General features: G+C 68.5%; 29 protein-coding genes. 15 read left to right on the top strand and 14 right to left on the bottom strand.

Annotated elements, in window-relative coordinates; genetic code table 11:
- Positions 1 to 60: 60 nt before the first annotated feature.
- The 3 genes from MAE01_RS05215 to MAE01_RS05205 form a co-directional block, all read right to left on the bottom strand.
- Positions 61 to 1,062, bottom strand: a complete 1,002-nt coding sequence (locus MAE01_RS05215; protein WP_147038481.1) for an ABC transporter substrate-binding protein — start codon at positions 1,060 to 1,062, stop codon at positions 61 to 63.
- Between the two features lie 66 nt (positions 1,063 to 1,128).
- Positions 1,129 to 2,160 carry an ABC transporter permease gene (locus MAE01_RS05210; protein ID WP_186806127.1) on the bottom strand — a complete coding sequence of 344 codons (1,032 nt, stop codon included), beginning with the start codon at positions 2,158 to 2,160 and terminating at the stop codon, positions 1,129 to 1,131.
- Positions 2,160 to 3,662, bottom strand: a complete 1,503-nt coding sequence (locus tag MAE01_RS05205; protein WP_147038480.1) for a sugar ABC transporter ATP-binding protein — start codon at positions 3,660 to 3,662, stop codon at positions 2,160 to 2,162. Before MAE01_RS05205 ends, MAE01_RS05210 begins: the two co-directional genes overlap by 1 nt.
- Positions 3,663 to 3,858: 196 nt before the next feature.
- Between MAE01_RS05205 and MAE01_RS05200 the strand changes: the two genes are divergently transcribed.
- The gene (locus tag MAE01_RS05200) at positions 3,859 to 4,731 is read left to right on the top strand and encodes a sugar phosphate isomerase/epimerase family protein (RefSeq protein ID WP_147038479.1); all 873 of its coding nucleotides are present in this window, start codon (positions 3,859 to 3,861) and stop codon (positions 4,729 to 4,731) included.
- 185 nt (positions 4,732 to 4,916) lie between these two features.
- Here MAE01_RS05200 and MAE01_RS05195 read toward each other — a convergent pair whose 3' ends face one another.
- From MAE01_RS05195 to MAE01_RS05185, 3 genes are read right to left on the bottom strand one after another with little or no spacing between them, the layout of a single operon-like run.
- Positions 4,917 to 5,336 (bottom strand): RbsD/FucU family protein, encoded by a 420-nt coding sequence (locus MAE01_RS05195; protein ID WP_147038478.1) that lies wholly within the window; start codon positions 5,334 to 5,336, stop codon positions 4,917 to 4,919.
- A 9-nt stretch (positions 5,337 to 5,345) separates the two neighbouring features.
- Positions 5,346 to 6,317 (bottom strand): aldo/keto reductase, encoded by a 972-nt coding sequence (locus MAE01_RS05190; RefSeq protein ID WP_147038477.1) that lies wholly within the window; start codon positions 6,315 to 6,317, stop codon positions 5,346 to 5,348.
- Entirely contained in the window at positions 6,304 to 7,599 is a 1,296-nt protein-coding gene (locus MAE01_RS05185) for an L-fuconate dehydratase (protein WP_147038476.1), read from the bottom strand. Before MAE01_RS05185 ends, MAE01_RS05190 begins: the two co-directional genes overlap by 14 nt.
- 125 nt (positions 7,600 to 7,724) lie before the next feature.
- Here MAE01_RS05185 and MAE01_RS05180 point away from each other — a divergent pair, with 125 nt between their 5' ends.
- Both MAE01_RS05180 and MAE01_RS05175 read left to right on the top strand, forming a co-directional pair.
- The gene (locus MAE01_RS05180) at positions 7,725 to 8,585 is read left to right on the top strand and encodes a fumarylacetoacetate hydrolase family protein (RefSeq protein ID WP_147038475.1); all 861 of its coding nucleotides are present in this window, start codon (positions 7,725 to 7,727) and stop codon (positions 8,583 to 8,585) included.
- Positions 8,567 to 9,352 carry an SDR family NAD(P)-dependent oxidoreductase gene (locus tag MAE01_RS05175; RefSeq protein ID WP_147038474.1) on the top strand — a complete coding sequence of 262 codons (786 nt, stop codon included), beginning with the start codon at positions 8,567 to 8,569 and terminating at the stop codon, positions 9,350 to 9,352. The genes MAE01_RS05180 and MAE01_RS05175 overlap by 19 nt, the downstream gene beginning before the upstream one ends.
- Before the next feature lie 270 nt (positions 9,353 to 9,622).
- Here MAE01_RS05175 and MAE01_RS05170 read toward each other — a convergent pair whose 3' ends face one another.
- A complete protein-coding gene (locus MAE01_RS05170; protein ID WP_147038473.1) occupies positions 9,623 to 10,489 on the bottom strand; it encodes an amidohydrolase family protein in 867 nt (288 codons plus the stop codon).
- A 47-nt stretch (positions 10,490 to 10,536) separates the two neighbouring features.
- Between MAE01_RS05170 and MAE01_RS05165 the strand changes: the two genes are divergently transcribed.
- Positions 10,537 to 11,214, top strand: coding sequence for a FadR/GntR family transcriptional regulator (locus tag MAE01_RS05165; protein WP_147038472.1), 678 nt, complete (start codon positions 10,537 to 10,539; stop codon positions 11,212 to 11,214).
- A 94-nt stretch (positions 11,215 to 11,308) separates the two neighbouring features.
- On the opposite strand, the gene MAE01_RS05160 is transcribed toward MAE01_RS05165, so the two are convergent.
- Entirely contained in the window at positions 11,309 to 11,977 is a 669-nt protein-coding gene (locus tag MAE01_RS05160; protein ID WP_147038471.1) for a transaldolase family protein, read from the bottom strand.
- 98 nt (positions 11,978 to 12,075) lie between these two features.
- On the opposite strand from MAE01_RS05160, the gene MAE01_RS05155 reads away from it, so the two are divergent.
- From MAE01_RS05155 to MAE01_RS05130, 6 genes are read left to right on the top strand one after another with little or no spacing between them, the layout of a single operon-like run.
- The gene (locus MAE01_RS05155) at positions 12,076 to 13,035 is read left to right on the top strand and encodes a ribokinase (RefSeq protein WP_147038470.1); all 960 of its coding nucleotides are present in this window, start codon (positions 12,076 to 12,078) and stop codon (positions 13,033 to 13,035) included.
- 12 nt (positions 13,036 to 13,047) lie between these two features.
- Positions 13,048 to 13,446 (top strand): D-ribose pyranase, encoded by a 399-nt coding sequence (gene rbsD, locus MAE01_RS05150; protein ID WP_147038469.1) that lies wholly within the window; start codon positions 13,048 to 13,050, stop codon positions 13,444 to 13,446.
- Positions 13,447 to 14,268, top strand: a complete 822-nt coding sequence (locus MAE01_RS05145) for a GntR family transcriptional regulator (protein WP_147038468.1) — start codon at positions 13,447 to 13,449, stop codon at positions 14,266 to 14,268.
- Between the two features lie 29 nt (positions 14,269 to 14,297).
- Positions 14,298 to 14,552 carry a hypothetical protein gene (locus MAE01_RS05140; RefSeq protein WP_147038467.1) on the top strand — a complete coding sequence of 85 codons (255 nt, stop codon included), beginning with the start codon at positions 14,298 to 14,300 and terminating at the stop codon, positions 14,550 to 14,552.
- Positions 14,549 to 15,619, top strand: a complete 1,071-nt coding sequence (cds1, locus tag MAE01_RS05135; RefSeq protein ID WP_147038544.1) for an L-cysteine desulfhydrase Cds1 — start codon at positions 14,549 to 14,551, stop codon at positions 15,617 to 15,619. Before MAE01_RS05140 ends, cds1 begins: the two co-directional genes overlap by 4 nt.
- A gap of 19 nt (positions 15,620 to 15,638) precedes the next feature.
- Complete coding sequence (locus MAE01_RS05130) at positions 15,639 to 16,145, top strand: glycine cleavage system transcriptional repressor (protein WP_147038466.1); 507 nt, start codon at positions 15,639 to 15,641, stop codon at positions 16,143 to 16,145.
- A 263-nt stretch (positions 16,146 to 16,408) separates the two neighbouring features.
- Here MAE01_RS05130 and MAE01_RS05125 read toward each other — a convergent pair whose 3' ends face one another.
- The 4 genes from MAE01_RS05125 to rlmN all read right to left on the bottom strand — a co-directional run bounded on the left by MAE01_RS05125 (position 16,409) and on the right by rlmN (position 21,065).
- Entirely contained in the window at positions 16,409 to 17,422 is a 1,014-nt protein-coding gene (locus MAE01_RS05125; protein ID WP_147038465.1) for an aldo/keto reductase family protein, read from the bottom strand.
- 42 nt (positions 17,423 to 17,464) lie between these two features.
- Positions 17,465 to 17,959, bottom strand: coding sequence for a hypothetical protein (locus MAE01_RS05120; RefSeq protein ID WP_147038464.1), 495 nt, complete (start codon positions 17,957 to 17,959; stop codon positions 17,465 to 17,467).
- A gap of 128 nt (positions 17,960 to 18,087) precedes the next feature.
- The gene (locus MAE01_RS05115; protein WP_147038463.1) at positions 18,088 to 19,671 is read right to left on the bottom strand and encodes a DUF4407 domain-containing protein; all 1,584 of its coding nucleotides are present in this window, start codon (positions 19,669 to 19,671) and stop codon (positions 18,088 to 18,090) included.
- A 134-nt stretch (positions 19,672 to 19,805) separates the two neighbouring features.
- Entirely contained in the window at positions 19,806 to 21,065 is a 1,260-nt protein-coding gene (gene rlmN / locus MAE01_RS05110) for a dual-specificity RNA methyltransferase RlmN (RefSeq protein ID WP_147038462.1), read from the bottom strand.
- A gap of 116 nt (positions 21,066 to 21,181) precedes the next feature.
- Between rlmN and MAE01_RS05105 the strand changes: the two genes are divergently transcribed.
- Both MAE01_RS05105 and MAE01_RS05100 read left to right on the top strand, forming a co-directional pair.
- Complete coding sequence (locus MAE01_RS05105) at positions 21,182 to 21,820, top strand: bifunctional 4-hydroxy-2-oxoglutarate aldolase/2-dehydro-3-deoxy-phosphogluconate aldolase (RefSeq protein WP_147038461.1); 639 nt, start codon at positions 21,182 to 21,184, stop codon at positions 21,818 to 21,820.
- 2 nt (positions 21,821 to 21,822) lie between these two features.
- Positions 21,823 to 22,569, top strand: a complete 747-nt coding sequence (locus MAE01_RS05100) for a sulfite exporter TauE/SafE family protein (protein ID WP_147038460.1) — start codon at positions 21,823 to 21,825, stop codon at positions 22,567 to 22,569.
- Between the two features lie 109 nt (positions 22,570 to 22,678).
- Here MAE01_RS05100 and MAE01_RS05095 read toward each other — a convergent pair whose 3' ends face one another.
- Positions 22,679 to 23,512, bottom strand: coding sequence for an SDR family oxidoreductase (locus MAE01_RS05095; RefSeq protein WP_147038459.1), 834 nt, complete (start codon positions 23,510 to 23,512; stop codon positions 22,679 to 22,681).
- Positions 23,513 to 23,597: 85 nt separating this feature from the next.
- Complete coding sequence (locus MAE01_RS05090; protein ID WP_147038458.1) at positions 23,598 to 24,362, bottom strand: SDR family NAD(P)-dependent oxidoreductase; 765 nt, start codon at positions 24,360 to 24,362, stop codon at positions 23,598 to 23,600.
- Positions 24,363 to 24,461: 99 nt separating this feature from the next.
- On the opposite strand from MAE01_RS05090, the gene MAE01_RS05085 reads away from it, so the two are divergent.
- From MAE01_RS05085 to MAE01_RS05075, 3 genes are read left to right on the top strand one after another with little or no spacing between them, the layout of a single operon-like run.
- Positions 24,462 to 24,821, top strand: coding sequence for a DUF488 domain-containing protein (locus MAE01_RS05085; protein WP_186806126.1), 360 nt, complete (start codon positions 24,462 to 24,464; stop codon positions 24,819 to 24,821).
- Positions 24,818 to 25,543: an aminoglycoside 3'-phosphotransferase gene (locus MAE01_RS05080; protein WP_147038457.1), complete on the top strand. Its 726-nt coding sequence runs from the start codon at positions 24,818 to 24,820 to the stop codon at positions 25,541 to 25,543. The genes MAE01_RS05085 and MAE01_RS05080 overlap by 4 nt, the downstream gene beginning before the upstream one ends.
- Positions 25,543 to 25,935, top strand: coding sequence for an MmcQ/YjbR family DNA-binding protein (locus MAE01_RS05075; protein ID WP_147038456.1), 393 nt, complete (start codon positions 25,543 to 25,545; stop codon positions 25,933 to 25,935). The genes MAE01_RS05080 and MAE01_RS05075 overlap by 1 nt, the downstream gene beginning before the upstream one ends.

Raw genomic sequence — 25,935 nt, 5'->3', positions numbered from 1 at the left:
TGGCGCAACACGAAGCGGCCCCTCACCCGAAGGTGAGGGGCCGCCCGCGTCAGGAGAGGATCACTCGTAGAGGACTGCGGCGATCTTCTCGTCTTCCATGTTGTCGGCGTCGTACCAGTACGAGCCGGTGTCGTAGAACTCCTCGACCGATTCGCCGTTGGCGGCGTCGTACGCGGCCTGCACGACCTGCGCGCCGATGCCGATCGGGTCCTGCGTGATCGCGCCGGCCATGGTGCCGTCCTTGATCGCGTTGATCTGAGCGGCGCCGGAGTCGAAGCCGACGATCTTGATCTTGCCCTTCTCCAGGCCCAGCTCGTTCGCCGCGTTCACGACGCCGATGGCCGAGCCCTCGTTGGTGCCGTAGATGCCCTTGAGGTCGGGGTGAGCGGCGATCATGGCCTTGGCGATGTCGGCCGACTTCAGGTGGTCGCCGTCGCCGTACTGGATGTCGACGATCTCGATGTCCGGGTAGTCCGACTCGATCTTCTCGACGAAGCCGTCGCGGCGCTCGACACCGGTGGAGTTGATCTGCGAGTGTCCGACGATGCCGACCTCGCCCTCTCCGCCGATGAGCTCGGCCATGTGCTCTGCGGCCAGCGCACCGGCGACCTTGCTGTCGGTGGCTGCGAGGCTCAGGCCCACGTCACCGTTGCAGGGAGCGTCGAAGTAGACGACCGGGATGTCCTTCGACTTCGCCTTGTCGAGCGGGGCGACGCAGGCCTCGGGGTCGAGGGCGGCGTAGGCGATGGCATCCGGGTTCTTGTCGATGGCCGAGGTGAGCATCTCGAGCTGCTGCGCGATCTCGGTCTCGGCGGCCGGGCCCTCGAAGGTGATGCGAACGCCGAGCTCTTCGGCTTTCTGCTCTGCACCCGTCTTGACGGCCTGCCAGAACTGGTGCTGGAAGCCCTTCGAGACGAGGGCGATGTACATCTCGCCGTCGCCGCTTCCGCCTTCGGCGCCGCCACCTTCTTCGATGACGTCACCGCTGCCGGCGCAGCCGGCCATGACGAGCGCGGATGCGGCCACGAGTGCCGCGAATGCGGTCTTCTTGCCAAATCGCATTGGAAACTCCATTGTTCTGTGATTGATGCCGGCCAGGACCGGCGTGGTGGACAGGGAAGGGAACGATCAGGTCCGCTGGCGGTTGCGCAGCGAGTCGAAGAACACGGCCAGCAGCACGACGACGCCGACGACGATGTTCTGCCATTCGGTCTGGATCGACATGATGCGCAGGCCGTTGACGAGCACGCTCATGATCAGCGCGCCGACGACGGTGCCGAGGATGGAGCCACGGCCACCGAGCAGCGAGGTGCCGCCGATGATCACGGCCGCGATCGCCTGCAGCTCGTAGCCGGTGCCGATCTGCGGCTGCGCCGAGTCGAGGCGCGAGGCGATGATGATGCCGGCGACGCCCGTGAAGGCGCCCGCGAACATGTAGATGAGGATCGTCCAGCGGCGGGTGTCGACACCCGAGAGCCGCGTGGCCTCCTCGTTCGAGCCGATGGCGAACGTGTAGCGGCCCAGCAGCGTCTTCGACAGCACGATCGCGGCGATGATCGCCAGCACGGCAGTGATGAGGACGGCGTTCGGGATGCCGGGGATCAGCACGCCGAGCGCGATCTTCTTGAAGTCCGGAGCGGACGACGAGAAGTAGATCGGCGCGACGTTGGAGACGACGAGGGCGAGGCCGCCGGCGATCATCATCATCGCGAGGGTGGCGATGAACGGGGGAAGGCGCAGGAACGTGACGTTGACCCCATTGATCAGGCCCATCAGCACACCGGTCGCGATGCCGCCGAGGACGCCGATCCAAACCGGCAGTCCCCAGTTCGTGATGAAGACACCGGTCATGACCGCACAGAGCGCCATACCGGTTCCGAGTGACAGGTCGATGCCGCCGGTGATGATCACGAAGGTCGTGCCGAGGGCGAGGATGCCGATCACCGCCGTGGACAGCAGCACCGTGGCGATGTTGCTCGGGGTGAAGAAGTTCGGGCTCGCGATCGAGAAGAACACCACCAGCACGACAAGGGTGCCGAACGCGAGCGACTGCTGAAGCTGGCGCTTCAGGAAGCCGGTGACGTCACGCTTGTCGGTGTTCTCGTTGACGGCCTGCTGGATGACGGTCGTCGTCTCTCCGGACTGCTGTGGGGTGCTCATCAGTCTTCCTCCCCGTGGGCTGCGAGTTGCATGATCTTCTCCTGGCTGGCTTCCTCGTTGCGGAGGGTCCCGGTGATCCGGCCGTTCGCGAACACCGCGATGCGGTTGGCGACGCGCAGGATCTCGGGAAGCTCCGACGAGATGACGATGATGGACTTTCCGGCGTCTGCGAGCTGCTGCATGAGCCGGTAGATCTCTTCCTTCGCGCCGACGTCGATCCCTCGGGTCGGCTCGTCGAAGATGAGGATGTCGCAGTCGCGCATCAGCCAGCGGGCGATGACGACCTTCTGCTGGTTTCCTCCGGAGAGGAGTTTGACCATCTGGTTCACCGACGGCGTCTTGACCCGCAGCTGCTGCACGTACTGCTTGGTCTGGTTCTTCGCCTTGCCGTCGCCCATCCAGCCGAGCGCACCGGCGTAGTTGCCCAGCGACGCCAGCACGGTGTTGAACGTGACGTCCTGCTCGAGCATGAGCCCGAGCTGCTTGCGGTCCTCGGACAGGTAGCCGACGCCTCGCCGTACGGCATCCTTGGGCTGATGGATGCGCGCGTCGCGACCGTTGACCCGGATGGTTCCGGCACTGCGCGGGTCGGCGCCGATGACGGCGCGAGCCGTCTCGGTACGACCGGCGCCCATGAGACCGGCGAACCCGAGGATCTCTCCGCGGTGCAGCTGGAAGGAGACGTCCTTCAGCAGGGCCTTGGTCGACAGCCCGTCGACGTCGAGAACGACGGGGTCGGCCTGGTGGTCGCGGGCGGCGGGGCGGGTGCCCTCGTCGATGACGCGTCCGACCATCATCTCGATGATCTTCGGGATGCTGATCTCGCTCTTCTCGAGCGAGCCGATGTACTGCCCGTCCCGCAGCACGCTCACCCGATCGGCCAGGCGCCGCAGCTCGTCCATGCGGTGCGAGATGTAGACGATGCCGGTGCCGTCCGCCTTGAGCTGCTCGATCAGGGTGAACAGCGTCTCGACCTCGCTGTCCGTCAGCGCGGAGGTCGGCTCGTCCATGATGAGCACCTTGGCGTTGAACGACAGCGCCTTCGCGATCTCGACCATCTGCTGCTCGGCGACCGTGAGCTCGCCGACCTTCTGGCGCGGGTCGAGCCGGATGTTCAGGCGCGTCAGCAGTTCGGAGGTCTGACGGTTCAGGCGCCGCTCTGAGAGCAGCATCGCCGAGGTGGGCTCGCGGCCGATGAAGATGTTCTGGGCGACCGTGAGGTCGGGCATCAGGTTGAGTTCCTGATGGATGATCGTGATGCCGAGCTGCTGGGCCTGAAGGGGGCTGGTCAGCTCCACCTCGTCGCCCTCGAAGGTGATCGTGCCCTCGTCGCGGGTGTAGATCCCGGAGAGGATCTTCATCAGAGTCGACTTGCCTGCACCGTTCTCACCGACGAGCACGAGCACCTCGCCGGCGCGCACCTCGAGGTGCACATCTTTGAGTGCCTGCACGCCGGGGAAGCCCTTGCTGATGCCTTCCACCCGGAGGATGGGATCGCTCATGTGCTCACCTGCTTCCTTGAAGGTTCTTTCGGGTCGATTCCTTCGTGGAATCCATTTCAAACATCGGATCAATTGTGCAGGCTGGTTCGATCCTGCGCAAGTTGTATCTAAATGTACCTAACGACTTCCTCACATGGTAGACCTGTAATAACAACTTGTCACGCATGCGCTCGGACGCGCATCGGAAGGGATCCAAATGCTCATCGGCGCGCACGGACTGGTCTTCACCGGCACCTTCGACGAGGCGGGCCTGCGGCGCGCCATCGAGGGCACCAAGGGCGCGGGATTCGACCTCATCGAGATCCCGCTGATGGATGCCGCGGGCTTCGACTCGGACCTCGCCGGACGGATGCTGCGCGACAACGACCTCGCAGTGACGGCATCCCTCGGCCTGACGCCGGCGACCGACCTCACCAGCGAGGATCCCGCGGTCGTGGCGGCGGGCGTCTCGATGCTGGAACGCTGCCTGGATCACGTCGCGACCATGGGCGGCGACGTGCTGTGCGGGGTCATCTACTCGGCGATGGGCAAGTACATGGCACCGGCGAGCGATCGCGGGATCGCGGGCAGCCAGGCCGCGATCTCCGATCTGGCGGCGAAGGCCGCGGAGCGCGGCATCCGCCTGTCGCTCGAGGTCGTCAACCGCTACGAGTCGAACGTCTTCAACACCGGACGCGGCGCGCTGGCCTTCCTCGACGGCGTGGCCGGTGACGTCAGCGTGCACCTGGACACCTATCACATGAACATCGAGGAGTCGGACTTCTTCCAGCCCGTGCACGACGTCGCGAGGGCCGGGAAGCTCGGCTACGTGCACATCGGCGACAGCCACCGCGGGTACCTCGGCACGGGCACGGTCGACTTCGCGACCTTCTTCCGCGCGCTGCACGACGTGGCGTACGACGGACCGGTCGTGTTCGAGTCGTTCTCGTCGGCCGTGGTGAGCGCCGAGCTCAGCAACACGCTGGGCGTCTGGCGCAACCTGTGGCAGGACTCCGACGACCTCGCCGCGCACGCCAACCGCTACATCCGCGACGCGCTGCACGCGGTGGGGACGGTCGACCTGCACTGATCCCGTCTGGTCTCTTCGACCCTTCGACGGGCTCAGGGAGCGAAGAGTCGGCCCCTGAGTCGGGCCCACGCGCCCCGGAGGCTCCGAGCGACGCGAAGCGGCGGTTGGAGTGGGGCGTGGGGATCGAAGGGTCCGACTGCGCCGCCTGCGCTCAATGACCCGCATGGTCAGCCCTGCGGGCCCGCTCACGCAGAGGCATGGCCGACGACGCCCTTGCGCAGCAGGGCGTTCCCGTACTTGCGGGTCTCGCCGGTGCGAACGATGAGGTAGGCGGGCTTCGCGACCTCGTAGTACGCGAAGCGCTCGACGAACCGGGTGGTCTCGGTCGTGGTGCCCGCGGCATCCATCAGCTCTCGCTGCACGCCCAGGATCTCGCCGTCGGCGGACTCCATGAGGTCGAGGCCGGGCGCGTCGTCGAGCGGGATGACCGTGCGGATCGCCGCCAGCACTTCTGGCGTCGTCGTGCCCGGCAGATCGATCGTCCGCTCCCCCAGCGCCCAGGCTGGGAAGTGCGCGTCGGCGATGACGACGGCGTCCGAGTGCCCCATCCGGTCGAGGTGCAGCAGCAGCTCGCCGGTGAGCAGCGGGTTGATTCCTTCGAGCATTGTTCCTCCTCAGTCGGTGGATGCGGGGATGAGGCCGGCGTCTTCGAGTTCGGCCCAGAACTCGTGGGGGATATCCGTCGCGGCGAGCGCGGCGTTCTGCCGCACCTGCTCCGGGCGAGAGCTGCCGACGACGACCGAGCGGGTCGCGGCATCCCGAAGCGGGAACTGTATCGCGGCCGCCGGCAGCGGGACGTCGTGCGCGCGGCACACAGCGACGATCCGCTGCAGCCGGTCCCAGATCTCGTCGGGCACCCCGCCGTACTCGTAGCGGCTGTCGCGGGTCGGTTCGGCCTTCGCGAGCAGGCCGGAGTTGAAGACGGATGCCGCGACCACACCGGTGCCGCGCTCGCGACAGGCCGGCAGCACGTCTTCGGCGGCCGGCTGCTCGAGCAGCGTGTAGCGCCCGGCGATCATGATGGCGTCGAGGTCGGCCTCGCGCACGGAGCGGGCGAGTGCCTCCGACACCATCGAACCGACGCCGATCGCGCCGATCGTGCCCTCGTCGCGCAGCCGCTCCAGCGCCGGGAACGCCTCGGCGATCGCGAGGTCGAGGTCGTGGCGCTCCGGGTCGTGCAGGTAGACGAGGTCGATCCGGTCGATCCCGAGTCGCTCGCGTGATTCGTCGAGAGAGGTCCGCATGCCGGCATCCGAGAAGTCCCACACCCGCTGCAGATCATCCGGCACGAAGAAGTCGTTGTCGGTGTCGAGACCACCGGCGTACGCGGGATTCGGGCGCAGCAGCCGCCCGGCCTTCGTCGAGAGGAAGAAGTCCTCGCGCGGCTTGGTCTGCAGGAACGCACCCAGTCGGCGCTCCGACAGCCCCAGGCCGTAGTGCGGTGCGGTGTCGAAGTAGCGGATGCCGCTGTCCCACGCGGCATCCAGCACCGCCCACGCCTCGTCGTCTGTGAGCGCCCGGAAGAGGTTGCCGACGTTCGCGGCGCCGTACCCGAGCGGCGGGATCGTCGGTTCAGTTCGTGACATGCGCACCCGTCCAGGCGTACTTCTCGATGCTCTCCGCCTTCATCTCCATGCTCGCACCCGGCGCGACAGGCGGCATGTACGAGCCGCCCTGGATGTCGGTGGGCACGACGAAGTGCTCGTGGAGGTGGTCGACGAATTCGATGAGGCGGCCCTCGCGCGAGCCGCTGACGGCGACGAAGTCGAACATCGACAGGTGCTGCACGGCCTCGCACAGGCCGACACCGCCCGCGTGCGGGCAGACCGGCACGCCGAACTTCGCGGCCAGCAGCAGGTTCGCGATGTTCTCGTTGACACCCGCGACGCGGACGGCGTCGATCTGCATGACCTCGATGGCATTCGCCTGCAGCAGCTGCTTGAAGATCATCCGGTTCTGCGCGTGCTCGCCGGTGGCGACGCGGATCGGCGCGATGCCGCGGGCGATCTCGGCGTGACCGAGGATGTCGTCGGGGCTGGTGGGCTCCTCGACCCAGGCGGGCCCGAACTCGGCGAGCGCGTTCACCCACTCGATCGCCTCGGACACCTCCCAGCGCTGGTTGGCGTCGATCGCGATGGGGAAGTCGGGACCGACGACCTCGCGGGCCTTGCGGAACCGGCGGATGTCGTCGTCGAGGTCGGCACCGACCTTGAGCTTGATCTGCGTGAAGCCGTCGGCGAGCGCTTCGCGGGCGAGGCGTTCGAGCTTCTCGTCGGAGTAACCGAGCCAGCCGGGGCTGGTGGTGTAAGCCGGGAAGCCGGTGGCCAGCAGCTCGGTCTCGCGCTGTTCACGTCCGTCGACGCCGGCGCGGAGGATCTCCAGCGCCTCCTCGCGGGTGAGCGCGTTGGTGAGGTACCGGAAGTCGACGAGGTCGACGATCTCCTCCGGCGTCATGCGCGACAGCAGCTGCCAGAGCGGGAGCCCCGCCCGCTTGGCCTTGATGTCCCACAGCGCGTTGATCACGGCGCCGATGGCCATGTGCATGACGCCCTTCTCGGGGCCCAGCCACCGCAGCTGCGAGTCGCCGATGATGTCGCGGAACGTGCCGCCCATGTCGTCCAGCAGCGGCTCGATCTCGCGGCCGACGAGGTGACCGGCGAGCGCGTCGATCGCCGCGACCTGCACGTCGTTGCCGCGGCCGATCGTGAAGACGAAGGAGTGGCCGGCGATGTCGGCGTCGGCGTCGGTGCGGATCACCACGTATGCCGCCGAGTAGTCCGGGTCGGGGTTCATCGCGTCGGAGCCATCAAGGCTCAGCGATGTGGGAAAGCGGATGTCGGTGGTGTCGAGTGCGACGATGCGGCTCACGGCGGTCCTCTCCTGCGTGCAGCACGAAGTTCCTGCACGGATCCCTTGGAGTGTAAACATCGGATGTCTATACTGTCAATCAGACATGCCGCCCGACGGCGGCTCCCCAACGAGGTAGGAGAACCATGAAGTTCGCGCGGCTTGGCGCCCCTGGATCCGAGATTCCCGTCCTGGTCGAGGGCGACCGCCACCTCGACCTGCGCCCCGTTACATCCGATGTCAACGGGGACTTCCTCTCGGGCGACTTCCGGTCTCGCGTCGCCGAGGCGCTGTCGGCCGGAGAGCTGCCCGAGCTCGAGAATGCCGCGGACCTGCGCATCGGCGCTCCGATCGCCCGGCCGAGCGCGGTCATCTGCATCGGCATGAACTACGCCGCGCACGCGGCGGAGTCGGGTTCCGAACCGCCGAAGATCCCGATCATCTTCCTGAAGACGCCGAACACCGTGGTCGGCCCGAACGACGCCGTGACCATTCCGCGCGGGAGCGAGAAGACCGACTGGGAGGTCGAGCTCGGCATCGTCATCGGCGCCCGCGCCGCGTACCTCGATTCGCCGGAGGAGGCCGATGCGCACATCGCCGGCTATGTCACGGCGAACGACGTCTCCGAGCGCGACTTCCAGATGGCGGTCTCGGGCGGGCAGTGGTCGAAGGGAAAGATCGCGGCGGGCTTCAACCCGACGGGTCCTTGGCTCGTCACCCCCGATGAGGTCGACGTCGACAACCTGAATCTCCGCAGCTTCGTCAACGGCGAGCCCCGTCAGGACTCGAACACCTCGGACATGATCTTCGACGTGCGCACGATCGTGCACCACCTGTCGCAGTATGTGACACTCGAGCCCGGCGATCTCATCCTCACCGGCACCCCGCAGGGCGTGGCCCTGTCGGGCAAGTACCCGTACCTGGCCGACGGCGATGTCGTCGACATCGAAATCGACGGGCTCGGGCATCAGCGTCAGGAGTTCGTGGCATGGGAGGCGTCGAAGTGACCCTTCGACAGGCTCAGGGACCGGCGCTCGACGGACTCGTCGCGATCGTCACAGGGGGCGCATCCGGCATCGGTGCGGCGATCGCCGCCCGTCTGCATGAGGACGGCGCGCAGATCGCCGTGCTCGACCGCGACATCGCGGGCGCCGATGAGCGCTTCGCCGCGTTCACCGCGGACGTCTCGGATCGCGCAAGCGTGGATGCCGCGGTCGCGGCCGTTGCGGAGAAGTTCGGCCGCATCGACATCGTCGTGAACAACGCGGGCATCGGATCGGTCGGCGACATCAGCGCGAACGAAGACGACGAGTGGGCACGTGTGCTGTCGGTCAACGTCACCGGCATCGCTCGCGTCACCTCGGCCGCACTGCCGTGGCTGCGCCGGTCGCCCGCGGCGGCGGTGTGCAACACGGCATCCATCGCGTCCACCACCGGCCTGCCGCAGCGCGCCCTGTATTCGGCGTCCAAGGGGGCCGTCTCGGCACTCACCCGCGCGATGGCCGCCGATCACCTGCGCGAGGGCATCCGCGTGAACGCCGTGAACCCCGGAACTGCGGACACCCCGTGGGTCGGGCGTCTGCTCGACCAGGCGGATGACCCCGGTGCCGAGCGCGCGGCGCTCGAGGCGCGGCAGCCGCACGGCCGGCTGGTCAGCCCCGACGAGGTCGCCGCTGCCGTGGCGTACCTGGTGTCGCCGGCCGCGGGCTCGACGACGGGCACGTTCATCGAGGTCGACGGAGGCATGGCGCAGCTGCGCCTGCGCGCCGAGTAGGTCGGGGGGGCTCGACGTGAACCGTTGAGTTCGCCTCTCACGGGTCGTTGAGCGCAGGCGCGGAGCGCCGGAGACGAAACGGGGTGAGCGAGCGGAGCGAGTCGAAGCCGCGGGGGAAGACCAGGCTTCGACTCGTCGCCTCCGGCTCCTCGCTCACCCCGTTTCGTCTCGCTGACGCTCGCTCAACGACCCGCAACAGTTTCGGTCCCACGCGGGTCGTTGAGCGGAGGCGCGCAGCGCCGGAGTCGAAGCCGGCCCTCCCCGCACCCGCTACGCGACCCGGTAGAAGCGCGCGGCGTTGTCCCACATGATCGCGTCGACGTCGAGGCCGCGATCCCGTGCCCAGTCGGCGACGGTGTGGCACCAGTCGTCGCGATTGCCGGGGCAGTAGTAGGAGCCGTCATCCACCGACGACACCGGCCAGTCGCTGCCCCACATCAGCCGCTCCTCGCCGAAGGCGTCGACGGCAGCATCCAGGAACGGTTCCATCTGGCCCTCATCGATGCGCCCCGCGGACTCCGCCGGAAGACCCGAGAGTTTGACGGACACCTGAGGGTGGGCTGCCAGTTCGCGCAGGTCACGGATCCACTCAGCACTCGGCGCCAGCGGAGCCTCCGGTGCGCCGATGGCCGGCTTGCCGAGATGGTCGAGCGCCATGCGCAGTTCCGGGACGGCCTCGGCAAGGGCCGTGACGTCGGGAATCTGATGGGCGCGCACACAGGCGTCGAAGCTCAGGCCGCGCGCGGCCACCTCGCGAGCGCCCTGGATGAATGATGTACGCCGAGCGAATCCGTCGCGCTCGCCCTGGAGAAGATGCCGAACACCCACGACCCGCGGGTGCGCGGCCAGAGCGTCGAGGTGCGCGACGAGCTTCCTTCGGCGATGCAGCCGGGCGCCTGCCACGATCGCGACCACACCGACGGCGTCGGCGATCGAGTCGACCCAGCGCACCTCGTCGAGCGCCTGTCTGTGGTGGGGTTCGGCCTGCACGAACACTGCGGCCTGCTGCGTGACGTCCTCGAGCTGATCCTCGGCCAACTCTGCTGCGGCGAACGCCGCATTCAGATCACCCTCCAGCCAGGCGTAGTCGAGGATCTCCGGGTCCCAGAGGTGCAGGTGAGAGTCGAGAACACGCATCCCACCATCCTGCCTCAGACATCCGACCAATCGCTAGGATGACGGATATGGCAGTCACCGACGAGGCTATCGAGAAGATCAAGGCGATGATCGTGTCCGGCGAGCTCTCCCCCGGCGATCGCCTGCCGCCCGAGAAAGAGCTCTCCGAACGACTCGGCCTCTCCCGCAACTCGATGCGCGAAGCGGTGAAGGCGCTCGAGGTCATCCGCGTTCTCGACGTGCGCCGCGGCGACGGCACGTACGTGACCAGCCTCGAGCCCCACCTGCTGCTGGAGGCGGTCTCCTTCGTCGCCGACATGCACGACGACGACTCGCTGCTCGAGATCTTCGCGGTTCGGCGCATGCTCGAGTCGCAGGCCACGGGCCTTGCCGCGACCCTCGGCACCGATGAGGCCGTCGCCGCACTCGAGACCGAGCTGGCATCGCTCGACGCCGACGTGACGATCGACGACCTCGTCGACCACGACATCCGCTTCCACCGCGAGATCGTTCAGATGGCCGGCAACACTTACCTCGCGAGCCTCATCGAGAGCCTGAGTGGCCAGACCGTGCGCGCGCGGGTGTGGCGCGGACTCACAGAGCAGGGCGCTGTCGAGCGTACGCTGTCCGAGCACCGGGCCATCGCCGACGCGATCGCGCAGCGCGATCCGAACCTGGCGACATCGCTCGCCACGGCGCACATCGCCGGCGTCGAGCGCTGGTTGCGTCAGGCCGCGACCGCCTGACCGGCCGCCTCGCGACACTTCTCAGCATCCGCGCCATCGATCGATGCCGCGTGTGTCACAAGATGGCGCGCACCGGCCGCTGAGCCGGCCCCGCCTAGGCCCCGATGCGCCCCATCGCGGCCTCGAACTCGGCCGCCGAGCTGTCGCTGACCTCATGGAACAGCAGCTCGTCGAGCACATCCGGTGCTGCGGTGAAGTAGGGCACGCCCGCCAGCCGCAGCGACACGATGTCATCGGCCGAGCGGAGGCTCGCCGCGAGGACGTTGGTCTCGCTGCCGGCGCAGACCTCCTGCATCCGCGCGATCAGCGCATCGCCGTCGACGCCGGCATCGCGCAGGCGGCCCAGGTACGGCGCGATGTACCGCGCACCGATGCTCGCAGCGGCGAGCGCCTGCCCCGCCGAGTACACGGCCGTCACGAGCACGCTCGCCCCGTCAGCGACGAGAGCGGATGCCGCGGCGAATCCCTCGGCGGTGGCCGGAACCTTCACCGCCACCCGCTCACCGAGCGCGCGGATCGTGTCGGCGTTGCGGAGCAGGTCCGAGCGCGACGCACCCCAGGTCTGGAAGAAGATCTCGCGGGCGCCCTCGCCCTCCCATCGCGCGTAGAGGTCGGGGATCTCCGCCGCCGTGCGCCCGCCCCGCTCGAGGATCGTCGGGTTCGTCGTCACGCCGTGCACGACGCCGGCGCGCAGCAGCCGCGAGACCCGGTCGAGGTCGGCGCTGTCGACGTACAGGCGCGGAGCGATGGCAGCAGAAGACATGGGAGGACTCCTCGGGAACGGAGGGAGGCGCAACCTGTCGTTACAGGTGCGGATTCGGCTAATGTAATGACAGGAACCGGCGAAGTCAAAGGAGCCCCATGCCCGCCTCCCCCACTGAAGGACGCACCGGCGTCGTCATCGTCGGAAGCGTCACAGCGGATGTGACCACGTTCTCCCAGCGCCTCCCCGCCAGGGGCGAGACCATCCTCGGTGATCAGTTCACACTGTTCCTCGGCGGCAAGGGCGCCAACCAGGCGGTCGCAGCCGGACGCGCCGGCGCCCGCACCAGTTTCGTCGGCTGCGTGGGCGACGACCTGTTCCACGACCTCATCGTCGACGGCCTGACGGACGCCGGCGTCGATCTCACGCACCTGCGCACCGTCCCCGGACCGACCGGCATCGCCCACATCCGGGTGGACGCCTCGGCGCAGAACGACATCGTCATGGTCCCGCTCGCGAACGCCGAGCTCAACACCGCGCAGATCGACGCGGCGCTGGATGACCTCGCGGGCACGGCATCCGTCCTGCTGACCCAGCTCGAGACGCCGTCGGCGCTCACCACGCACATCACCTCACGCGGACAGGAGCTCGGCTTCACCGTCATCCTCGATCCGGCACCTGCAGCGCCCCTTCCCGCCGAGGTGTGGCGAAGCATCGACATCGTCACGCCGAACGAGACGGAGGCATCGGTGCTCAGCGGCATCGAGGTGACGGATGCCGCCACCGCCGAACAGGCCGGACGCTGGTTCCTCGACCAGGGCGTCGCCGCGGCCGTCATCACCCTCGCCGCGCAGGGCTCCTGCGTCGTGACCGCCGAGGGCAGCACCATCGTTCCGCCGATGCCGGTCGAGGCCGTGGACACCACCGCAGCCGGTGACGCCTACGCCGGGTACCTCGGTGCCGCGCTGGCGAACGGTGCGACGCTGACCGATGCCGTCCGCCTGGCCACGGCCGCAGGAGCGCTCACGGTCACGAAGTACGGAGCCTCTCCCAGCCTTCCCGTCCGCGCCGATGTCGACGCGTTCCTCGCCCAGCCGAGCGCCGCGCGCGCTTCCTGATCAGGAGTCACCATGCGAAAGACCTCGACGACGATCAACCCGGCGCTCTCGCGGGTCATCAGCGAGACCGGCCACACCGATCTCATCGTGGTGACGGATGCGGGGTTGCCGATCCCGCCCGCTTCCGAGCGGATCGATCTCGCCTATCGCCCCGGCGCCCCGGCGTTCTTCGACGTGCTCGACACCGTGCTGGCCGAGATGGTGGTCGAGGGCGCGACCGTGTCGGCCGAGGTTGCCGACCACAGCCCCGAGGTGCTGGCCCAGCTGCGCGAGAGGCTCCCCGGCATCGAGATCGAGCTCGTGCCGCACGTGGAGTTCAAGAAGCGCACGCACGATGCGCGCGCGTTCATCCGGTCGGGTGAGTTCACGCCGTACGCCAACGTCATCCTGCACGCAGGGGTGGCGTACTAGATGTCGGCGCAGCGCGGCGAAGACGCGATCGACCGGCACTCTGCAGCGCCCATGTACGACCAGCTGCGACAGCTCATCATCGACGGGATCGAGCGCGACGGGCTGCAGCCAGGCGACCCACTCCCCGGCGAGCACCGACTGTGCGAGCGGTACGGCATCTCCCGCACCGTGGTGCGGCAGGCGCTGGCGCAGCTCGAGCACGAGGGCATGGTCGAGCGCGTCAAGGGCAAGGGCACCTTCGTCTCCCGCCCGCGTACCAGCGAGTCGCTCGTGCACACCCTGATCGGTCTCTACGACGACGTGGAACAGCGCGGCGGTCACGTGCACAGCGACATCCTGCGCCACGAGCGGGAGGATGCCGACGCCGAGGTCGCGGCCGCCCTCGAGGTCCCCGTCGGCTCACCCGTGATCGCCCTCGAGCGGCTCCGGCACGTGGACGGGGAACCGTGGTCGCTTTCGACGACGTGGATGCCGGATGCCGTCGGCGCCGTCACCCTCGGGGTCGACCTGTCCGAGGCATCCCTCTACCGACTGCTCGCCGATCACGGCATCCAGGCCACCGACGGCGTGCGATCCGCAGAGGCGACCGTCGCGACGCACGATCACGCTCAGCACCTGGGCGTCAGCGCCGGTTCGGCGCTGCTGCGGCTGCGCAGCATCAGCCGCGATGCCTCCGGCACCCCGATCGAGTACTTCATCGCGCTGCACCGCGGCGACCGGTCGAGATTCGAGTTCCGGCTGCGTCAAGAGCAGTCCCAGGCCTCGCTTCTGCATGTCGATGGCACCGGTGGCACGTCGAGGGCGGGTACAGTCTCTGTCTGAGGTGACCACGCGCCTCGGAGAGGACGACGATGGTCGACGCTGATCCCACTTCCAGCCGGACGCCCGACGAGCGCGATGACGCCGAGACGGATTCGCCGCCGCCGGTGGCAGACCTGACCGATCGCCCCTCACCGGCGCCCGGCCCGCTCACCAAGCCGGCACCGGTGGTCCGTCAACAAAGGCAGAGGGCGCGCTGGTTCGTCCCGGTGATCGTGATCCTGGTGCTCGCTGCAGCGGCCGTCGGAGTCATCGCGTGGCAGGCGGCGCAGTCCGGCCTCGGATGATGTCCTGGGCCAGCAACGCGATCGCCCTGCTGGAGGCCGACGCCAACCGCAGCGCTGACACGCATCTGCACGTGTTCCCGCTGCCGCCCCAGTGGGGCATCGATCTGTATCTGAAGGACGAGTCGGTGCATCCCACCGGCTCCCTCAAGCACCGTCTGGCCCGCTCGCTCGTGCTGTACGGGCTCGTGAACGGTCGCATTCACGAGAACACCACCCTCGTAGAGGCGTCCAGCGGATCGACCGCCGTCTCTGAGGCCTACTTCGCCCGGATGCTGGGACTCGACTTCATCACCGTCGTACCGCGCTCCACCAGCCCGGAGAAGATCGAGCTGATCGAGTTCTACGGCGGACGCTGTCACTTCGTCGACCGCGCGCCGGAGATGTACGGCGAGGCCGAGCGGCTCGCCTCCGAGTGCGGCGGGCACTACCTCGACCAGTTCACCTACGCCGAGCGCGCGACCGACTGGCGCGGCAACAACAACATCGCCGAGAGCGTGTTCAACCAGCTCGAGCGCGAACGGCATCCGATCCCGGAGTGGATCGTGGTCGGTGCCGGCACCGGTGGCACCAGCGCGACCTTCGGCCGGTACGTCCGCTACCGCCAGCATCCGACTCGCGTCGCTGTCGTCGACCCGGAGGGATCGGCGTTCTACGGCGGATGGAGCACCGGAGCTGCGGACTACACGACAGGGATGCCGAGCCGCATCGAGGGCATCGGCCGGCCGCGCGTCGAGCCGTCGTTCGTCCCGGGCGTGATCGACGAGATGCTGCAGATCCCGGATGCCGCATCCGTCGCCGCCATCCGGCTGCTCAAGGAGCGCACGCTGCACTGGGCAGGCGGATCCACCGGCACGAACCTCGTCGGGGCGTTCCAGCTCATCGCCCGGATGCGCGCCGAGGGCCGGACCGGCAGCGTCGTGACGCTGATCTGCGACGGCGGCGCCCGCTACGCGGGCACCTACTACTCGGACGACTGGGTGGCGGAGCGGGGCTGGGACCTCGCGCCGCACCGGGCGCGCCTCGACCGTTTCCTCGCCACCGGCGTCTGGGACACCACCGAGCCGTGACCGCGGCTACGCTGGCCGCATGACCACTCTGATCCTCACCGTCGCCGGATCCGATCGCCCTGGCCTCGTCGCGGCCGTCGCCGACATCGTGGATGCCCACGGCGGCAACTGGGAGAGCAGTCAACTCGCCGAGCTCGCCGGCGTCTTCGCCGGAGTGATCCAGGTGTCGGTCGCGCCCGAGCGCGAGAACGAGCTGCAGGAGGCGCTGCGCACCCTCGTCGGTCTGCTGACCGTCTCGGTGCACACCGGAGCGGATGCTCAGGCCGCCGCCGAACAGCCCATCACGCTGCAGGTGCTCGGCAACGACCGGCCCGGCATCGTGCGCGAGGTCTCGGCGGTGCTGCGCGCGCACGAGCTCAGCATCCAGGACATGACGACCGAGACGCGGGATGCCGCGATGGCCGGCGGCCGCCTGTTCGAGGCGTCCGTGGCGGCGACGGTGCCGGCATCCGCCGATCTGGCGGCGCTGCGCGCCGACCTGGAGCGGCTCACCGCCGAGCTCCAGGTCGACATCACGCTCGAGTGAGGCTTCGACTCGCTCCGCTCACTCACCCCGTTTCGTCTGCGACGGCTGCGCCGTCTCCGCTCAACGACCCGCAACTGAAGGCTCTTCACAGGAGGAGCTGCTTTCGCAGGGACCTCTCCCGCTGGAGCCTCCCGGCGGGAACCTCCCCGCGCGCGGACGATTCCCTTGCGGGTCGTTGAGCGGAGGCGCGAAGCGCCGGAGACGAAACGGCTTGAGCGAGGAGCGGAGCGACGAGTCGCAAGCTCCTCGCTCCGTCCCGTGGCTCAGACCAATCGGGTCTTCGGCGAGACCGAGTAGGTGTCCTCCGGGTCACTGTTGACCGTGTCTCCGAGGGCCTCATCGATCGCGGCGAGCGTGTCGGCGTCGAGTCCCACTCCCGAGGCCTTGACCGTGTCGGCGAGCTGCTCGGGGCGCGACGCTCCGACCAGGGCCGCGGCGACGTTGGGGTTCTGCAGCACCCATGCGATCGCGAGCTGCGGCATCGTGAGCCCGGCCTGTTCGGCGATGGGCTTCAGCCGCTGCACCGCCGTCAGCACCTCATCGTTCAGGAAGCGCTGGATGAAGTGCGCGCCGCTCTTCTCATCGGTCGCGCGCGAGCCCTCCGGCACCGGCTGGCCGGGCAGATACTTGCCGCTGAGCACGCCCTGCGCCATCGGCGACCAGACGATCTGGGAGATGCCGAGCTCTTCGGATGCCGGCACCACCTTGCCCTCGATGACACGGTGCAGCATCGAGTACTGCGGCTGGTTCGAGATCAGCTGCACACCCACCTGCTTGGCCAGCGCGTGCCCCTCGCGCAACTGCTCGGCCGTCCACTCGCTCACACCGATGTACAGCGCCTTGCCGGAACGAACCACGTCGGCGAACGCCTGGAAGGTCTCTTCCAGCGGCGTCTCGTAGTCGAAGCGGTGCGCCTGGTACAGGTCGACGTAGTCGGTGCCGAGGCGCTTGAGCGAACCGTTGATCGACTCGAGGATGTGCTTGCGCGACAGTCCGGTGTCGTTCGGCCCCTTGGGGCCGGTCGGGAAGTAGACCTTCGTGAAGATCTCCAGGCTCTCGCGGCGCTGACCCTCGAGCGCCTTGCCGAGGATGACCTCGGCCGCCGTGTTGGCGTAGGTGTCGGCGGTGTCGAATGTGGTGATTCCGGCGTCGAGGGCGGCGTGCACGGTCTTGACCGCGGCGTCGTCTTCGACCTGCGAGGCATGGGTGACCCAGTTGCCGAAGGTGATCTCCGAGACCTTGAGTCCGCTGTTTCCGAGGTGACGATAGTTGACCATGCGTCCACGCTACGACCTTCAGGCGGTCGCTGGGCGAGAGTGTCAGATTGTCACGGTGATCGGGCGCGACCGCACCGCGAGCGCCACTCCGAGCACGATGCATCCGACCCCGGCGAATGCGCTGACCGCGTACAGCGGTGCCACTCCGGGCGCCGAGACTCCGCCCGCGACACCGAAGGTGTCTGCGAGCGCCATCCCGGGGCCGAACGACGCGACGAACAGCGCCGGCCCGCCGAGCATCAGAAGTGCGAGGAAGAGCACCGCTGCGACACCGGCCTGGACACGGGCGCGGATGACGATCAGGGCCACGACGGCAGCGAACACCACACCGAGCGTGAGGAAGATCACGACCGCGGCATCCGAGGGGGACTCCCCCACTGCCGCCATCTCCTCGCGAATCTCGCGAAGGGTGAGCCCGGGCGCCGCCGCGAGCGGCGTCAGGATCGTGATCTGCACCGCACCCCACACGGCGTATGCGGCCACGGCGAGCGCGCCGCCGATCGAGATGAGCACGGTGCCCCGCCGCGATGAGGTCATACCGCGATTCTAGGCAGGGCAGCAGAGCCATGCTGTATGACTATCGCCCGCTCTGCGCGCTGAGAATCGTCACGACTCGTACGGCACCCGCCCGCCAACACGGCATCCGCCGCGTCCGCGCCGAGACGCTACACCGACACCGATTCCCGCAGGTCGGCGCGCGTCAGCGGCTGCGTCGGGACGCCGGCGTCGATCCCTCCGGGGTCGGACGCGGGGTCGGATGCCGCGGCATCCGCGGTCGTCACGATCGACGCTCTGTCACGGAATCCTTCGGCCGTCACCCTGTCCAGGTCGACCTGCTTGCGGATCGCGTACGCCTTCTCGTAGAGCGAGGGATCGCCGTAGCTGGTGAGCACCTTCACGATTACCGGCAGGAGCTCGATCATGAAGAACAGTGCCGCGATCAGCCAGTGCGCCCACCAGATGGTCGGCTCCTTCTCGGCGAGGCGGTTCAGGCCGCTGATCTGGCTGAGCAGCCCGACGGCTCCGGCATTGCCCTCCGCGACGGAGTCCGCGCGCGCGTTGTAAGCGTCGAGCGCCTGCTGATACGTGTCGCGGGCCGCCGGCAACTGGTCGTTGGCCTGCTGCCGGTTGGCGGACTCGGACGAGGCGGTGTTCTCCTTCGACGACGTCTCGGCGGCGGCCAGGTCGTCGTTCGCGGTGCGCAGCTGGGCTGCGAGCGCGTCGTAGGTCTGCTGCGCCTGCGCGAGCTGCGCCTCGGCCGCATCGGAGCTCGACCCCTCGCCGTTCACACCCGTACAGCCCGGGACCTCGCCCGCGCCCTCGCCGGTGAGCTCGCACTGGTACAGCGCCCGCGCAGAGTCGATCACCTTCTGCTGCTCGGTCATCTTGGCGGTGACGTCGTCCACGGTGGCCTGCGCAGCGGAAGTCGATGCCGACCCCGAATCGGTGTCCGCGACGATGCCGGTCGCGGCCTGGTTCTCGAGGGTCGCGACCCGCTCGGACGCGGCATCCAGGGCCTTGCGTTCCGGGCCGCTCTCCAGAGCATCCTGATCGGACTGCGCCTGCACGATGTTCGTCGCGGCGACCTCGCGGGAGATGTCGTTGTGGAACACCTGCAGCACGAGCGGCTCGGCGACGAGGAATCCGATCAGCATCGCCATCGCGACGCGCGGCAGCGCGAGGCCGATCAGCTTGCCGATGCTGCGGGTCGACGTCATGGTCGACGTGAGGAAGCGGTCGAGGTTGAAGATGATCGCCGCCCAGACGATCGCCAGCGGCACGGCGAGCCAGATGGCCACCTGCACACCGGTGGTGAGGGCGAACATCATCGAGATCGCCGAGACCAGGGCGGTGCCGGCGAGCACGAAGAACATCTGCACGAATCGCGGAGTCTCGCCGGGGACCCGGTCGAGCACTTCGCCGTCGGCGCCGCCGAGGATCGCCATGGTGCGCAGGCGCGAGCCTGGCGTGCGCGGCTTCTTGGCGCGCTTCGGCTTGGTCCGCTTCATCCTGGACGGGCCGAAGGCGCCCTGAGCGCGTTCCAGATCCGCAAGCTCCTCGGTCTCGGGCTCGTGCGCAGCCGAGAAGTCGGATGCCGTCGGCTCGCTGCCTGTCGATTCGCTGCCGGTCGGCTCGTAGTCGCGCAGGAAATCGATGTCGTCGTCTGCCGGGCCGTTCTGGCCGTCGGTTTCGAACGAGATCCGGCCGTCGGAACCCATGCGGCCGTCACGATGTGCGGAATAGGACATCCCTAGAGACTAGGAAACTCCGCCTGTGGGACAGCCGGAAGACGCCTGCGAGCGCCCTCAGGAATTCCGTCAGCTGACCGCTGCCGCTCGGGTTTCGGCTCGCTGCGCTCGCTCAACCTTGCCCCGACCCGCCCTCAACGCGGCTGCGCCGCATTGACCGCAGCCGCGGCAGCCTCGTCTTCGGTGGTGGCGACGAGCTGACCGCAGGCTCCGTCGATCTCCTTGCCGCGGGTATCGCGCAGGGTGGTCGGGATGCCGGCGTCGTTCAGGCGGCGCACGAACTCGTCCGTGACGTCCTTCTCTGACGAGGTCCACACCGAGCCAGGAGTCGGGTTCAGCGGGATCGGGTTGACGTGCACCCAACCGCGGCCGCGCTGGTTGAGCTTCTCCGCCAGCAGGTCGGCGCGCCAGGCGTGGTCGTTCATGTCCTTGATGAGCGCGTACTCGATCGAGACGCGGCGTCCGGTCTTCTCGTAGTACTCGCGCGCGGCATCCAGTGCCTCGTCGACCTTCCAGCGGGAGTTGACCGGGATGAGCTCGTCGCGCAGGTGGTCGTCGGGCGCGTGCAGCGAGAGCGCGAACGTCACCGGGATGTTCTCGTCGGCGAGCTTGCGGATCGCCGGCACCAGGCCGACCGTCGAGACGGTGATGCCGCGGGCGCTCATTCCGAGGCCGTCGGGCTGCGGGGCGACCATGATGCGCACGGCATCCATCACTCGCTTGTAGTTGGCAAGCGGCTCTCCCATGCCCATGAAGACGATGTTGCTCACGCGCTCCATGCTGTGGTCGTCGGCCTTCTTGCCGCCGAGCTCGCCGTTCGCGATGAGGCGGTTGGCGCGCACGATCTGCTCGATGATCTCGGCGGTCGACATGTTGCGCGTGAGGCCCGCCTGGCCGGTGGCGCAGAACGGGCAGTTCATGCCGCAGCCGGCCTGGCTCGAGACGCACAGCGTGATGCGACCGGGGTAGCGCATCAGGACGGACTCGACGAGCGCACCGTCGTGCAGGCGCCACAGGAACTTGATCGTGTCGCCCTTGTCGGTCTCCAGTCGCCGCACCTCGGTGAGCAGCGGCGGCAGCATGCCGGCGACGAGCTCGTCGCGCTGCGCGGCCGGGAGGTCGGTCATGTGCGCCGGATCGGACGTGTAGTGCGTGAAGTAGTGCGTCGACAGTTGCTTGGCGCGGAAGCCGGGAAGCCCCAGCTCCTTGACCTTCTCGGCACGCTCGGCCGGGGTGAGGTCGGCAAGGTGCACCGGCGGCTTGCCGCGCTTCGGGCTGGCGAACTGCAGCAGCGGACGACCGGACTCGTCCGTCTTCTGGGTCCAGCCCTCGGTGCGCGGGCGCACCTGCGTTTTCGCGGGCCCCGTCGAGCGGATGCGGGAGTTCTCGGTCATACCCTCCAGGGTACGGGCTCACGGGTGGGAACGCGCTGGGGCGCTGGCATCCCGCTCGGTTGTCATTACAGGTTGCGATCCAGCAGAATGGGACGGCACCCCGATCAAGGAGCCTCATGACCGACCGCCTCGCCCGCGCACGCACCTCCGGCGTCCTCGCCGTCCTGCGAGCACCCTCCCCCGAGCTCGCACTCGAGACCGCCGAGGCGATCATTCGCGGCGGCATCACCGGCATCGAGGTCACGTACTCGACCCCGGACGCCCCGTCCGTCATCCGCGAGCTCATCGCACGCCACGGGGATGCCGCCTACATCGGCGCCGGCACCGTCACGACCGCCGAGCAGGCGCAGGCCGCCGCCGACGCCGGCGCCGAGTTCCTGGTGAGCCCCGGCACACTGCCCGACCTGACGCGCGCGATGCTCGACACCGGCGCGGTCGTCATGACCGGTGCGATGACGCCGACCGAGGTCATGGGCGCGCTGGCGCTCGGGGTCGACGTGGTGAAGATCTTCCCGGCATCCCTCGGCGGGCCCTCGTACCTGGGCGCGCTGCGCGGACCGTTCCCGGATGCTCCGCTCATGCCCACCGGCGGCGTGAAGCCAGACAACCTCGCCGAATGGTTCGCGGCAGGGTCGGTGGCCGTCGGCGCCGGCGGCGACCTGGCGAACTCCGCGTCGATCAAGGCCGAGGACTGGGACGACATCACCCAGCGCGCCGCGCGATTCGCCGCCGCGCTCTCCGCCGTCCGCGGCTGAGCATGACCGAATTGCTGCCGTGGGCTTGGGTCGCTCTCGGCATCGCGGCGGTGACGGTGGGCCTGGCGAAGACCGCGATCCCCGGCGGCGGCATCCTGCCCGTCGCGATCTTCGCGACCGTGCTGCCGGCGCGCACGTCGACGGCCGCGCTCCTGCTGCTGCTCATCGTCGGCGACGTGTTCGCGTTGATCGCGTACCGGCGGCACGCGCACTGGCCGAGCCTGCTGCGTCTAGCGCCCGCGGTGCTCGTGGGGTTGCTCGCCGGCTTCGCGTTCCTCGCCGTCGGCGACGACGCCATCGTCCGACGCGCGATCGCGATCATCCTGCTGGCGATGATCGCCGTCACCCTGTGGCGCAGATGGCGGCAGCGCAGGGCGGATGCCGCGCCCGCCGCCCACGGCATCATCGCCGCATCCGGCTACGGCGCGCTGGCCGGCTTCACGACCATGGTCGCGAACGCCGCAGGACCGGTGATGTCGATGTACTTCCTCGCGATGCGCACACCGGTGCAAGTGTTCCTGGGCACCTCGGCGTGGTTCTTCGCGATCGTGAACCTGTTCAAGGTGCCGTTCCTCGCAGGCATCGGCCTGTTCGACGGCCAGGTGCTCCTGATGGATGCCGCGCTCGTCCCGCTCGTCGTCGCCGGGGCGTTCGCCGGGCTCTGGCTGGCTCGCCGGATGAAGCAGCAGGTGTTCGACCGCATGGTGATCGGCCTCACGATCGTCGGCGCCGTCTACCTGCTGTTCTGACGCCCGCCCACCCTGCGAGATTGCATTCCGCGGCCGAGATCGCCTGCATTTCCGGCGGTTTCGGCCGCGGAATGCAATCTCGGGGGGCCGTTCGAGCGCGGCGCGCGGGTCAGTCGAGGAAGATGTCGGGGAACAAGCGATCGTCGGGGGTGCCGGGGATGGCGGCGTAGCCGGAGAAGTCTGTGACGCCATCCGCTTCCAGTACGTCCTCGACGATGAGGCTCTGCCCGCTGTACTCGGCTGCCTGCTTGGTGAGCACGGCGTACGCGGCATCCGCGTAGATGTCGGCGGTACGGCTGGCGGCCATCACCTTGTCGCCGCCGAGCAGGTTCTGCACCGCGGCGGTCGCGATCGTCGTGCGCGGCCACAGCGTGTTCGCGGCGATGCCGTCCGATGCGAACTCCGCGGCCAGCCCGAGCGTGACCATGGTCATGCCGTACTTCGCGAGGGTGTAGCCGGTGTGCGCGCCGAGCCACTTCGGCGTCGGGTTCAGCGGCGGCGACAGCGAGAGGATGTGCGGGTTCGCGGCCTCGCGCAGCTGCGGGATCGCTGCGCGCGACAGCATGAACGTGCCGCGGACGTTGACGTCCTGCATGAGGTCGTACTTCTTCGCGCCGAGATCGAGCGAGCGCGACAGGTCGATGACGCTGGCGTTGTTGATGACGATGTCGATGCCGCCGAACTCGCCCTGCGTCGTCATGACGGCCTCGGTGATGTCGTCGTCCTCGCGCACGTCTCCGACGATCGGCAGCGCGTTGCCTCCGGCCGCGCGAATCTGCTCGGCGGCGGTGTGAATCGTGCCCTCGAGCTTCGGATGCGGGGTGTCGGTCTTCGCAAGCATGGCGATGTTCGCACCGTCACGCGCCGCGCGCAATGCGATCGCGAGGCCGATGCCGCGGCTGCCGCCGGACATCAGGATGGTCTTACCGGCCAGGGTGGTCATGTCTCTCCTCGGTTTCGGGTCGCGGATTCTGCTGTCATCCGGTGCTCAGAACGGCAGAGATCGCGACCTGAGCAGCCGTGCCGACTCACTTGGGTGCCATGCGGATGGCACCGTCGAGGCGGATGGTCTCGCCGTTGAGGTAGCCGTTCTCGACGATGCTCTGCACGAGCGCGGCGTACTCGGTCGGCTTTCCGAGCCGGGCGGGGTACGGCACCTGCTGGCCGAGCGAGGCCTGCGCTGCTTCGGGGAGGCCGGCGAGCATCGGCGTCTCCATGATCCCCGGCGCGATCGTGCAGACGCGGATGCCGTAGCGCGCCAGTTCGCGCGCGATCGGGAGGGTCATGGCGTGCACGCCGCCCTTGGATGCCGAATACGCCGGCTGGCCGATCTGCCCGTCGAACGCGGCGACGGATGCCGTGTTCACGATGACGCCGCGGTCGGTCGACCCGTCCGACGGCTCATTCTTCGCGATGACTGCTGCTGCCTGCGAAGTGACATTGAACGTCCCGACGAGGTTCATGCGGACGACGCGCTCGAAATCCGCGAGGACGGCGGGGGTGCCGTCGCGGTCGAGGACCTTGGCGGGCGGGGCGATGCCGGCGCAGTTGACGACGATTCGCAGCGGCGCGTTCTCGTTCGCCGTGGCCACCGCGGAGGCGGCATCCTCGGGGCTCGTGACATCGCCCGGCGCGAAGGTCCCGCCGAGCTCCGCCGCCATCTCTGCACCGGCGGATGACGGCAGATCGAGCAGCGTGACGTGCGCTCCTGCTGCGGCGAGCGCACGTGCGGTCGCGAGGCCGAGGCCGGAGGCACCACCCGTGATCAGTGCACCGGATCCCTTGATCTGCATAGGTTCTCCTTCGAACGATTCTGCAATTCAGTCTCAGCATATGCGGTTCTCAGTGTCAGCCCTCTGGTGCACGCACGCGCGGAGGTGTTGGCTGGGGCCATGGAACTGCGTCGCAAGCGAGCCTACGACACCGCCGAATCCGCCGACGGGTTCCGGGTGCTGGTGGATCGGCTGTGGCCGAGGGGCGTGTCGAAGGAGCGGGCAGAGATCGATCTGTGGGCCAAGGACACCGCTCCCAGCCCCGAGCTGCGCAAGCAGTGGCACGCGGCATCCGATGACGACTGGGGCGCCTACGCCGACAGATACCGCGCCGAACTCGCCGGCGAGAGCGCGTCAGCGCTCGACGAACTCGCGGCCGAGGCGAGGAAGCACGGGGTGGTCACGCTCGTCTACGCCGCGCACGATGAGGAGCACAATCACGCCGTTGTGCTCGAAGAAGCGCTGCGCGAGTTGCTGTGACGATCCCGTCAGCCGATGTCGCGGTCCCCGCACGGGTCCGCACGCTCGCTCGCGGTGCGGCGCTCACTCCGGCGTGGGAGAACGGGATCGGCGGTCTGACGTTCCGCACGGATGACGGCCGGTTCATCAAGTGGGGGCCTCTCGACCTCGAGGCGAACATGCGCGACGAGGCGGAGCGCATGCGGTGGGCTGCACGGTGGATCCGTGTGCCGGAGGTCATCGAGCAAGGCCAGGATGCCTCGCACGAGTGGCTGGTCACGGCGGCGATCACCGGCGTGAGCGCAGTCGCACCCCGCTGGATCGCCGAGCCCGCCATCGCCGTGCGTGCGATCGGCCAGGGATTGCGGATGCTGCACGACGCGCTCCCCGTGTCGGCGTGCCCCTGGGAGTGGAGCGTTCCTGCCCGGATCGCGAATGCCGAGGCGCGCGGCATCCATATCGCCGATGCCCTCCGCGATGCACCGCCGATCGACCGACTCGTCGTATGCCACGGGGATGCCTGCGCACCGAACACCCTCCTCGACGCGGCCGGTGCGCCCGTCGGCCACGTCGATCTCGCCGCGCTCGGCACCGCCGATCGATGGGCGGACATCGCCGTCGCCTCGATGAGCACACTGTGGAACTATGGCGGCGACTGGGAGGACGCGCTCATCGAGGCCTACGGCATCGAGCCCGACCGCGATCGGCTCGCCTACTACCGCGACCTGTGGAATGAGACCTGATGACCCACCCGCTGATGTTCTCCCCCGACGATCCACTGCTGGCGCGGGTCCGCGAGATCGCGCTCACATTCCCCGAGGCCGATGAGAAGGTCAGTCACGGGCGCCCGGCCTTCTTCACGCAGAAGGTGTTCTGTTATTTCGGCGGCTCGCAGCGGATCGACGAGGAGTGGGTCGCGCACGACGCGGCGATCATGGTGCGACCGGATGCCGACGACGACCCCGCGCTGCGGCAGGACCCACGGTTCTGGGTGCCCACCTACCTGGGACCATCGGGCTGGCTCGGGATCGACCTCGACGAGGATACGGACTGGCAGGAGATCGCCGAGCTCGTCGACGCCTCGTATCGGATGACGGCACCCCGTCGGCTGGTGAAGCAGCTCGACGATCGCTGA

The organism is Microbacterium aerolatum (genome assembly GCF_007988825.1).
Classification (GTDB): domain Bacteria; phylum Actinomycetota; class Actinomycetes; order Actinomycetales; family Microbacteriaceae; genus Microbacterium; species Microbacterium aerolatum.
The sequence above is the reverse complement of the archived record's forward strand: the minus strand, read 5'-3'. Positions and strand labels throughout refer to the sequence as shown.